This window comes from Alginatibacterium sediminis (genome assembly GCF_003610775.1).
GTDB lineage: Bacteria > Pseudomonadota > Gammaproteobacteria > Enterobacterales > Celerinatantimonadaceae > Alginatibacterium > Alginatibacterium sediminis.
This window is the reverse complement of the sequence record NZ_RAQO01000013.1, coordinates 94,430-106,674: the sequence shown is the minus strand read 5'-3', so window position 1 is coordinate 106,674 and position 12,245 is coordinate 94,430. Positions and strand designations below refer to the sequence as shown.

Genomic DNA, 12,245 nt, shown 5'->3' with positions numbered 1-12,245 from the left:
TAACCGCAACGGCGACTGATGTGGCGGGTAATACCGCTGATGCAGACGCCTACAGCTTTGAGGTGGATACCCAAACCAACGTTGCGATCACCGACATCAACAGCGACTCGGCGATTGATGGCGACAATATCACCAATGACAACACCCAAGTCTTTAGCGGGGCTGCCGAGGCGGGCGCCTCGGTTGAGGTCTTCTTGAACGGTGAGTCAATCGGAACAGTTGAAGCCGACGAAAATGGCGATTGGAGCCTTGATCATAGTGCTGTCGAGCTTGCTGATAATGACTACGAGATTACAGCCACTGCAACTGATGTCGCAGGTAACACAGCTAACGCCGATGCGTATGCTTTTACAGTAGATACAGAAGCTGAAGCGACAATAACGGTTAGAAATATAACTCAAGATGACATCCTAAATGCAGATGAAGCCAATGGCTCTGTAACAGTAAGTGGTAATGTGGGCGGCGATGCAGCTGTTGATGACTGGGTTACTTTCGAAGTAAACGGTCGTCCGTATTCAACCCAGGTCATTGATTTAGGCGGTGGTCAATTAGGTTATTCTGTTGATGTAGCCGGCAGTGATCTCAAAGAAGAGACTAGTTTTGATTTGACCGTAACGGGCAGCGATGATGCTGGTAATCCATTTAGTCAAAGCGTGACTTCAGAGCACAGCATCGATTTGGAAGCTGCGGCAACAATTACTGTCGATGATATTACGCCGGATGATATTTTAAATGCGCAAGAGTCTGGTGGCGACGTAACGGTAAGCGGTCACGTAGGGGGAGATGCTGCTCTTGGTGATGATATTACGTTTGAGGTAAATGGCACCGAGTATACGACTGAAGTTGTGGATTTGGGCGGTGGTCAGCTGGGCTATAGTGTTGCTGTTGAAGGTAGCGATCTCAAAGAACAAACCTCTTTTGATATCACGGTGACAGGTGAAGATGCCGCAGGTAATTCATTTAGCCAAAGTGTGACGTCAGAACACACTGTAGATTTAGAAGCGGCAGCAACTATTACTGTCGATAGTATAACCCCTGATGACATCTTAAACGCAGCTGAAGCCCTTGGTGAAGTATTGGTTACTGGGACAGTAGGTGGTGATGCTGCAATTGGCGATCCCATTACCTTCCGAGTTAATGATCAGGACTACTTTGGTTCGGTTATTGAATTAGGCAACGGGCAACTAGGTTATGAAGTAAATGTTGAAGGTGTAGATTTATTGGCACAAACTAGCTTCGATATCACCGTGAGAGGTAGCGACGAAGCTGGCAATCCATTTAGTCAAGAAGTGACTTCAGAACATACCTTAGATCTATCTGCACAGGCGACGATTACGGTAAATGACATAACCGAAGACGACATTTTAAATGCCGCGGAATCGGGTGCAGAAGTCTCCGTCAGTGGCAATGTCGGTGGCGATGCTGCGCTTGGTGATGCAGTGACTTTCCGAGTTCACAATACTGATTATTCAACAACGGTTATCGACTTAGGCAGTGGTCAACTCGGCTACCGAGTCGACGTTGCTGGTGGTGATTTAAAAGAAGATACCAGTTTTGATATCACAGTGACGGGCAGTGATAACGCGGGTAATCCCTTCAGCCAAAGCGTGACCTCTGAGCACACCGTCGACTTGGAAGCCGCCGCAACGATTAGTGTTGATAGTATTACTCAAGACGACATCCTTAATGCAGCTGAATCCCTGGGTATTGTAACCGTAACCGGAAATGTTGGTGGCGATGCAGCCGTTGGTGACCCTGTGACTTTTCGGGTTCACAATACTGATTATTCAACTGAGGTGGTTGCTCTCGACAACGGTCAACTAGGCTACAGCGTTGAAGTAGCAGGTAGTGACTTAAAAGAAGATACAAGTTTTGACGTCACCGTGACAGGCGAAGATGACGCAGGAAATCCGTTTAGCCAAACAGTCACATCAGATCACAGTGTTGATTTGCAAGCCGCAGCAACGATTACGGTAGCGAATATCACTTCTGATGACATTCTCAATGCAGCTGAAGCCGATTCAACGGTTACTGTTACCGGCTTGGTTGGCGGTGATGCCGCTGTCGGAGACAAAGTTACTTTTACAGTGAATAATCGCGATTACGAAGGCCTAGTAATTGAAGTAGGTAACGGTCAGCTGGGATACGGTGTAGTCGTAGAAGGTAGTGATCTCAAAGAAGATACAAGTTTTGATATCACTGTTACGGGTACCGATGATGCCGGAAATCCGTTTAGTCAAAGTGTTACTTCTGAACATACTCTAGATACAAGTGCTAGCGCGACCATAACTGTCGAAGATATCACTGAAGATGATATTCTAAATGCTGCCGAATCGCAGTCTTCAGTAACCGTCAGTGGTCAGGTGGGCGGAGATGCTGCAATTGATGATATCGTCACATTTGAAGTCAATGGTCGAGACTATGAAACTAAAGTGGTTGACTTGGGCAATGGCCAACTAGGGTATAGCGTAGAGGTTGCAGGTAGTGATTTGGTGCTACAAAGCAACTTCATTCTTACTCTAAATGGGAGCGATAACTCCGGTAATGCATTTGAAGCAACAACTATATCCGAACATACGGTTGATTTAAGCGCTACGGCAACTATCACTGTCGATAATATTACTGATGATGATATTTTGAATGCTGCTGAAGCGCTAGATGATGTCATGGTTAGTGGACGAGTTGGCGGAGATGCAGCGGTTGGTGATACCGTCAGTTTTGAAGTGAATAATAAACCCTATTCAACTTTCGTCGTGGACTTGGGCAACGGTCAGTTGGGGTATAACGTTCCTGTAGCAGGTAGTGACCTCAAGGAGCAAACAAGTTTTCAAATCACGGTTTCTGGTAGCGACGATGCTGGTAACCCTTTCGAAGCAACAACTATCTCTGAGCACACAGTAGCTACGCAAGCCGAAGTCACAATTACTGTCGATGATATTACGCCGGATGATATTTTAAATGCGCAAGAGTCTGGTGGCGATGTAACGGTAAGCGGTCACGTAGGGGGAGATGCTGCTCTTGGTGATGAAATTACGTTTGAGGTAAATGGCACCGAGTATACAACTGAAGTTGTGGATCTGGGCGGTGGTCAACTGGGCTACAGTGTAGAGGTTGATGGTGACGATCTCAAAGAGGATACCAGTTTTGATATCACGGTGACGGGCACTGATGACGCGGGTAATCCATTTAGTGAAAGTGTCACTTCTGAACATACCGTTGATCTTGAAGCGGCTGCAACGATTACGGTTCATAACATCACTGAAGATGATGTTTTAAATGCAGCAGAAGCTGGCTTAAAGGTCACCGTTAGTGGTTTTGTTGGTGGCGATGCAGCCGTCGGTGATCCCATTACTTTTGTCGTGAACAATCAAACTTATTCGACAACCGTAATTGATTTAGGAAGTGGTCAGTTAGGTTACGGTGTTCTTGTTGAAGGCAGTGACCTTAAAGAAGATACCAGTTTTGATATCACAGTGACGGGCTCTGACAACGCCGGAAATCCATTTAGTGAGAGTGTCACTTCTGAACACACGGTTGATCTCGGGGCTGCTGCAACAATTACCGTGAATGACATCACACCCGATGATGTCTTGAATGCCTCGGAGGCTCAGGGCGACGTGAGCGTTAGTGGTACCGTAGGTGGTGATGCAGCGATTGGGGATAAAGTTACCTTTCGCGTGAATGATACTGATTATGAGACCGACGTGATTGATATCGGTGGCGGTCAACTTGGTTACGCTGTAGACGTTGCTGGGGAAGATTTATTAGCCCAAACGCGGTTTGATATTAATGTTAGCGGCGAAGATGACGCCGGTAATCCATTTAGTCAAAATGTTACTTCAGAACACACCCTTGATGTAAATGCTGCGGCAACAATAACCGTGGACAACATAACCGATGACGATGTGTTGAATGCGCTCGAAGCGGGTGAAGACATAGCCGTATCGGGTACCGTTGGTGGCGACGCAGACTTAGGCGATGTCATCACCTTTAGAGTTCACAATACAGATTATTCAACGACAGTCATTGACATTGGTAACGGTGAACTGGGCTATACCGTTGACGTTGCAGGTAGTGACTTAGAACAACAAACTAGTTTCGTAATCACTATTACTGGGGAAGATGAAGCTGGTAATCCCTTTACTCAAAGTGTCACATCCGAACATACACTTGATTTTGGTGCGCAGGCTACAATTACGGTTGATCCTATCACCGAAGATGACATTTTAAACTCTATTGAAGCTGATGGTATTGTGGTGGTAACTGGTGGTGTAGGAGGAGACGCAGCCGTAGGTGACCCAGTAACCTTTACTGTGAATAATCAATTGTATTCAACTACCGTGGTCGATTTGGGTAGTGGCCAGTTAGGTTACAGTGTTGAAGTTGAAGGTAGTGATTTACAAGAACAAACTAGCTTTGATATTACCGTCACCGGGGAAGATGCAGCAGGAAATCCATTTAGCCAAAGTGTCACATCAGATCACACTTTGGATCTCGATGCATCAGCCACGATTACTGTTCGGGATATAACGCCGGATGATGTCATTAACGCTGTCGAGTCAGGCGTAAAACTAAGCGTCAGTGGCACCGTTGGTGGCGATGCCGCGGTTGGTGATGTAGTGAGCTTCCGAGTCCATAATACCGATTATTCAACTACCGTGATTGATATAGGTGGCGGGCAATTAGGCTACGTTGTAGGTGTTGAAGGCAGCGACCTCAAAGAACAAACGAGTTTTGATGTCACTGTAAGTGGTTTTGATGATGTTGGGAATCCGTTTAGCGCCACAACGACTTCTGAACATACGGTCGATTTAGAAGCGTCAGCAACGATCACCGTGGATAGCATTACTGCGGATGATATTTTGAATGCTGTTGAGGTCAATGAACAAATAACAGTTAGTGGAACGGTCGGTGGTGATGCTGCTATTGGTGATGCAATTAGCTTCAGAGTTCATGACACAGCGTACAGCGGTTCAGTCATTGATTTAGGTGGTGGGCAATTAGGATATCGCGTCGACGTTGCTGGCAGTGATCTAAAAGAACAAACTAATTTCGATATTACCGTGACAGGCACTGATGACGCTGGAAACCCGTTTACTCAAAGTGTTACCTCTGAACACACTGTTGATTTGGAAGCGGCAGCGACGATTACAGTGAACGACATAACTGACGATGATGTTTTAAATGCAGCAGAAGCGGGAACAGAAGTAACGGTTAGCGGTAATGTTGGTGGTGATGCAGCTATTGGCGATCTCATCAGTTTCCAAGTCAATAATGAAGACTATACAACCAACGTCATTGATCTGGGTAATGGTCAATTAGGCTATAGCGTTGAAGTGGAGGGGAGCGATCTTAAAGAGCAAACTAGTTTCGTCATCACTATTACTGGGGAAGATGAAGCAGGCAATCCATTTAGTCAAAATGTGACCTCGACACATACCTTGGATTTAAGTGCGGCGGCCACCATCACAGTCAACGACATCACTGCTGACGATATGTTAACAGCCAGCGAAGCAAATGGACTCGTTAATGTTAGCGGAACTGTAGGCGGTGACGCTGATATCGGCGATGTTGTTAGTTTTCAGGTGAATAATCAGAATTACACCGGTGAAGTGGTCGATTTAGGTAATGGTCAGTTAGGTTACAGTGTTGAGGTAGCCGGAAGCGACTTACTAGCGGATACCAGTTTCGATGTATCGGTGTCTGGAACCGATACCGCCGGTAATCCTTTTACTGCCACGACTACCAGTAGCCATACGATTAACTTAGCTCCCGTTGCCGTAGATGACGACCTGACACTCTCTGGTGGATGGGGACTGGAAGGCAGCTACTATGGGGTTCTTAAGCAAGACTCCGATAGAAATAACTTTGAGGTTGACGATTTAAATGACCTCGTAAATATGATCAACAGTGGTAGCAGCCAGTTAGTACTTGGTTCTGATTTTATTGGAACAAACATTGACTTTGCCCAAGGCCAAGTCAATTTACCATCCGGAACGCCGACGAGCGTCGCAAATAAAATTAAGACCTTTTTAGGGCAAGATGGTGAGAGTTTAACTGAAACCGAAATCGCACCTTCAGAAGAAGCAGCATTCGCGATGTCGGGTATGATTTACCTAGAAGCGGGCACTTACAACTTTGAAGTCTATGCGGACGATGGCTACGGAATCTTTATTGATGGAGACAATGTAGCGGAGGCCGGAAACCAATCGCCGACTAACACTAAACATTCAGAATTCGTGATAGCTGAAGATGGGTTCTACCCAATCGAAATATATTATTGGGATCAAGGTGGCCAACAAGTATTTTCACCTAAATTAGCTAAAGATGGCAGTGATGCTTTACCGATGAGCGAATATGATCTGGTAAAAGAAGGTACTGGAATTGAAGACCGCCCATTGGTGTTTAGTGAGCAAGAATTGTTACTGGAAAATGATAGTGATCCTGAGAGCGATGACTTTAGTATCGTGTCTGCCCAGGATCCAGTTAACGGAACCGTTAGTTTCGACCGGGACACGGGTGAAATCACGTTCATACCAGACTCTAATTTTAACGGTATAGCGAGTTATACCTATACCATCGAAGATGAACATGGTAATCAAGATACGGCAACGGTTAGCTTCACTATTCTGGCAAGCAATGACGCCCCGAGCTCGCAAGATACAACTGTTTCGGTAGATGAAGATGAAAGTTATAACTTTACTAGCTCTGATTTTGCTTTCGATGATATTGATCTTGGTTCGAACTTAGAATTTGTAACGATTAAAACGCTCCCGCAAGACGGTACTCTATACCTTGATGGGGCAGAGGTTTCGGCAGGGCAACAAATAGCAGCAAACAATATAGGCGATTTATCGTTTAAGCCCGCGGGTGATGAAAATGGTAATAATTATGCCCAGTTTGAATTTACTGTGAGTGACGGCATTGATGAAAGTGCAGCGCAAACAATCACTGTCAATGTAAATCCAATCCAAGACGCACCTAGTTCGCAGAATGTATCAATCACCATTGATGAAGATGCAAGTTACAACTTTACCGCAACTGATTTTGCGTTCGCTGATGTCGATGCCGGAGATTCGCTAGCATTTGTTACCATTGAAACCCTCCCTACGTCAGGCACTTTATACCTTGATGGCGAAGAGATTATTGCTGGCCAGCAAATTGCCTCTGTAGCTATCGGTGATCTATCGTATACGCCTTCACATAATGGCAGTGGTAGTGATTATGCAGATTTCACCTTTAGCGTAAGTGATGGCAAAGATTCAAGTGAAATCTACACGATGAATATTGATGTCGATGCTGTTGCTGACTTGCCTAATCTTGCGGCAACAGTTAGCGATACAATCGTTTTCGATGGCTTCGGCGGCTTTATTCAAGCACATGGGTATACCTCAAATGAAGACCTAGTGAATCAAGACATATTGGATCTCGATTTTACTAAAGCAACGGGCAGTGTTGAGCGAGGTCAAGGTGATGATGCAGGATTTGGTGTCGTCGAGGCATTATCTGGGGGGGGGAAAGCTGAACAACTTGAAATGGACGCAAATAATCCGGATATTTCAGAAGCCATAGTGTTTGAACTCGCCGATGAAGTGACCGAGCTAAATGTAGAGATTGTTAAACTATTCGCAGCGGAAAGTGAGGGGCGCTCGGAAGCGGGTCGGTTTACCTTGTTTGACTCGCAGGGAAATAGAGTGGGAGGTCCAACGACTTTCCTTAGTAGCTCGAACGGTACCGCTTTTGTACTGCCGATAATTTCTGCGATTGCATTTCAGTATGTTGTATTTGAAGCTGAGGCGAATGCTGGCTACAACGGCAGTGATTTCAATGTTGAACCCATATCTTATGCCTATGATCTAAACGTTTATGGCAAAGTAGCGGATTCTTCAGAGCAGCTAAGTGATCTAGATATTAGCAATATTCCTGAGGGTGCTAGTTTGTGGTTAGACGGCGTCCAAGTGAGTGTTGTTGACGGCAAAGCTGTGGTTGATGCACAGCAGATGCAAGGTGAACTGAACTTTAAAATATACTCAGGCTCCACACTCGATGCTAACGAACTCAACCAAATACAATTTGATGTAGAAAGCTCTGATGGCTCTTCAAGCATACAAGTAACCGCGGCAGCTCATAGTGATGTCGGAACTGAAGGCAGCGATGTATTGACAGCGGAATCTAGCGAAAACACCTTGCTTATGGGTCGAGGAGGTGATGACGTATTGGTTGGCGGCGATGGTAATGATGTGCTTATCGGAGGTCTAGATAGCGACATTCTAACCGGAGGCAGCGGTGATGATTTATTCGCATGGGTTAACGGTGATGCAGACAATAATGGTATTGATACCATTAAAGATTTTGCCGTCCAAGGTGATGGAAGCGGAGATTTTGACCAATTAGATTTAAGTGACTTGTTAGTTGGCGCAACTAATGACAATCTTGACAACTATCTCACTGCGACAACTGATGGCACGAATACCACCATTGAAGTTTCTAAAAATGGCGATGGTACTGTCGACCAAACGATTTTGTTAGAAGGGGTCAGCTTTGATACGAATATACTGCAAACACTTATCGATGATCAGCAGTTGATTATTGATAACAGTTAAGTAGAACGAAGCATGTTGTATGTCTTGGCCGGATAAGCCAAGACAATTGGAGACCTATGGAACAAAACACAGTTAGCTCTGCACAGATTGTAAAAGAATCTGAACTGGCCTTTAATGCCGCAGCTATCGATCCCTTAACAAGTTCGCTAGTCTTTCTTAGCAAATTTTATGGAAAACCATTTTCATCTACAGTTCTGGTTGCTGGGCTGCCGGTTGAAAATGGCCGCCTTACTGCGCAACTTTTCCCTCGTGCTGCAGGTCGAGCAGGCTTGGACGCAAAGTTACACAAAAAGCCAATTACCAAAATTTCTCAACTTCTATTGCCCTGTGTTCTATTACTGGATGACGGCCGAAGTGCCGTACTTATGTCTTATGAGGATGGTCTAGCTCAAGTAGCTTGGCCAGAACTCAGTGATAGCGTTGATGAGATCGAGCTTGAAAAACTTCAACAGATCTATAGTGGTTATTGTTTCTATGTACGCAAGCGCTATCGCTTTGATGCGCGGAGCCCTGAACAGCATAAAAGCTCAAAGGGGCACTGGTTCTGGGGCACTATATTCAGTTCTATGGGCAGCTATCGAGATGCTTTATTAGCATCGCTGCTGATTAATCTGTTCGCGATCGCTTCTCCTTTATTCGTGATGAATGTCTACGACCGAGTTGTACCTAATCACGCAATGGATACATTGTGGGTATTGAGCATTGCAATGCTGTTGGTGATTGTATTTGATTTTGCGCTCAAACAAGCTCGTTCCAGCGTACTAGACCTAGCTGCTAAGAAAGCGGATGTATTGCTATCAGCCAAGCTTTTTGAAAAAGTATTAAACATGCGATTATCCAGTCGACCCGACTCGGTGGGTGCTTTCGCCCGTAATATTCAAGAATTTGAATCGATTCGAGACTTTATCACCTCGGCGAGTATTATCGCTTTGGTGGACCTACCTTTTGCGATTCTTTTTCTAGGAATAATATTTGTTGTCTCTGGTCCCGTAGTTGTTGCCCCAGCTATCGCTATGCTGTGTATGATTTTCTATGCTTTATGGATTAAGCGTCGTATGCGTTTAGAGGTTGAAAAAGGGAATCGTTTCAGTTCAATGAAAAATGCTCACCTAATTGAAACCTTAAGCGGAATCGAATATCTCAAACTGGTTGGTGCTGAAAGCCAATTTCAGCAGCGATGGGAAGAGTTAGTCGGTAACTTGTCGACATGGAATATCGCAATTAAAAAGATAGCGAACTCCGTTTCCAGTGTGAATAGCTTCATGCAACAAGCTGCAAATGTTTGCGCTGTGATTGTTGGGGTGTATTTTATTACGCTAGGTGAGTTATCTATGGGGGGAATGATAGCTGCAATTATGTTGAGCAGCCGCGCACTAGCACCGTTTTCTCAAGTATCAATGCTTGCTACCCGCTATAACCAAGCTAAGTCGGCCTTACAAAGTTTGGATGAAATCATGGCGATTCCAGACGAAAATCTTGACCGCTATCTACATCGACCTCATGTCGAAGGAAAGCTTGAATTCAATCATGTTGATTTTACCTATCCAAAGGCTCAAAAGGCGGCCTTGAATCAAGTTAGCTTCAGTATAGAACCAAAGCAAAAAGTAGCTATTATTGGCCGTATTGGCGCGGGTAAATCTTCCATCGAAAAACTAATTATGGGTTTCTATCCAGCAAACGCAGGAGCGATCCGTATCGATGGCATCGATATTAATCAAATTAGTCCAGTTGATCTTCGAACCAAAATTGGTTGTTTGCCGCAAGACATCCATCTTGTATATGGCAGTATCCGTGACAACATCACACTGGGTGTTCCTCACGTTGAAGATGAGCTTATCTTCCGTGCTGCTCACCTTGCAGGCGTGACCCAGTTTACCGATCAAGACCCGGAGGGGTTGGATCGTCAAGTTGGTGAACGCGGTATGTTTTTGTCAGGTGGACAACGTCAAGCCGTTGCTTTGGCTCGAGCACTTCTATTTAACCCGCCAATGCTAATTTTGGACGAACCGACCAGCAGCATGGATAGCAATAGTGAAGCTCACGTCAGGCGCTCAATCGCTGAGGTAACTCAAGACCGAACCACCGTGATCATTACCCATAAAAGCTCGATGCTGGAACTCGTTGATCGCATCATTGTTATTGAACAAGGACGAATAGTTGCGGACGGCCCTAAAACGAAAGTGCTTGAGCAACTCAAAAGTGGTCAACTTAGGGCTCAAAGCGAATGAGTAAAGCTAAAACACCGAGCCGCAAAGAGCTGCTCTATATTGACGACATCAACGCAGCAATGCTGCAGCGTAGTACCCGTCGTTCTCGCTTAGTCGTTTACCTCGTGTGCCTGTTTTTCGCTGCGATTTTGGGTTGGGCGTATTACGCCGAACTTGATGAAGTGACCGTCGGTAGTGGTAAAGTCATTCCTTCTCAACAACTGCAAGTAATCCAAAATTTAGAAGGTGGCATTGTTAAGGAAGTGTTTGTTCGAGAAGGACAAAATGTTGAACGAGGAGAACAATTGCTGCGCATTGATGATACTCGTTTTGCATCTGACTTTAGGGAGCGAGCACAAAAACTAAATGACTTGATTGGTGATTTGGCAAGGCAAAATGCTTTGCTTGAAAGTGTTGTGGTTGATAGTTCGATCGAAGACAGTCAATGGAAACAACAAGTCCGAATCGAAGAGGTTGATTTAGAATCGCAGCCTCAGTTTGCACAACTCAGTGAGCTTGAAAAATCACGCCAATTATCGCAATTAGCCACCGAGCAAAGGCGGCTTCGTAATGCACTGTTTATTGCAGACCAGACTATTGACTCAAAACATCAAGAGATTATTGAACAAGAGTCTCGTGTTAGTCATTTTCAACGAAGCTTGAACTTGGTTAGCCAAGAACTAAGTATTACAGCGCCGCTAGCCGACGAAGGGGTTGTATCGAAAGTTGATGTATTAAAGTTGCGTCGGCAAGCAAATGAGCTACGCTCAGAGCTTGAAAGTGTAAAACTGCTGCTACCCAAGTTGTCCAACGAACTAAGTGGAGCTATTTTTCAGCGTCAGGACTTAGCGCTGAGTTACTTAAGTGAGACCCAAATTGCGCGAAGCTTAACTCAGGCCGAGTTAAGCTCATTAACCGAGGGGCAAGCCGGGCTGAAGGATAGAGTTGAGCGCACGGTGGTTGAGTCGCCGGTTGCCGGGACTGTAAAAAAAATATTCACCAATACCGTTGGCGGCGTAGTACAGCCAGGTATGAGCCTTATGGAAATTGTGCCTACTGAAGACAACTTGTTGATTGAAGCTAAAATTCAACCTAAAGATATCGCGTTCTTACGGCCAGGTTTACACACGGTCGTAAAATTTAGTGCCTATGACTTTTCTATTTATGGTGGATTGGATGGCACTCTAGAACACATAAGCGCAGACACTATTGTTGATGAAGAAGGTAATAGTTTTTATCTGGTTCGCGTGCGAACCGAACAAAGCGAGCTATCCAAAGGGGAGCAAAAGCTACCCATTATTCCGGGTATGTTGAGCAGTGTTGATATTATTACTGGCAAGAAAACAGTATTAGATTATTTGTTAAAACCTATTTTAAAAGCTAAGCAAAACGCGTTACGCGAGCGTTAGCCTAAGCATTCAAGGAGAGAATTGGA

Annotated in this window: 3 protein-coding genes; all 3 read left to right on the top strand. The window is 45.0% G+C overall.

Going from position 1 to position 12,245, the window contains the following annotated elements:
* Positions 1-20: 20 nt before the first annotated feature.
* The 3 genes from DBZ36_RS20405 to DBZ36_RS20395 are packed head-to-tail and all read left to right on the top strand — an operon-like array spanning position 21 to position 12,219.
* On the top strand, positions 21-8,603 hold the full coding sequence (locus DBZ36_RS20405) for an Ig-like domain-containing protein (RefSeq protein ID WP_120356832.1): 8,583 nt from the start codon (positions 21-23) through the stop codon (positions 8,601-8,603).
* 56 nt (positions 8,604-8,659) lie between these two features.
* Positions 8,660-10,831, top strand: a complete 2,172-nt coding sequence (locus DBZ36_RS20400) for a type I secretion system permease/ATPase (RefSeq protein ID WP_120356831.1) — start codon at positions 8,660-8,662, stop codon at positions 10,829-10,831.
* The gene (locus DBZ36_RS20395) at positions 10,828-12,219 is read left to right on the top strand and encodes an HlyD family type I secretion periplasmic adaptor subunit (protein ID WP_120356830.1); all 1,392 of its coding nucleotides are present in this window, start codon (positions 10,828-10,830) and stop codon (positions 12,217-12,219) included. The genes DBZ36_RS20400 and DBZ36_RS20395 overlap by 4 nt, the downstream gene beginning before the upstream one ends.
* The last annotated feature ends 26 nt before the right edge of the window (positions 12,220-12,245 follow it).

Excerpts from the sequence above, each read along its gene's own strand:
- DBZ36_RS20395 (WP_120356830.1), top strand. The coding sequence starts at position 10,828 with ATGAGTAAAGCTAAAACACCGAGCCGCAAAGAGCTGCTCTATATTGAC.
- DBZ36_RS20400 (WP_120356831.1), top strand. The coding sequence starts at position 8,660 with ATGGAACAAAACACAGTTAGCTCTGCACAGATTGTAAAAGAATCTGAA.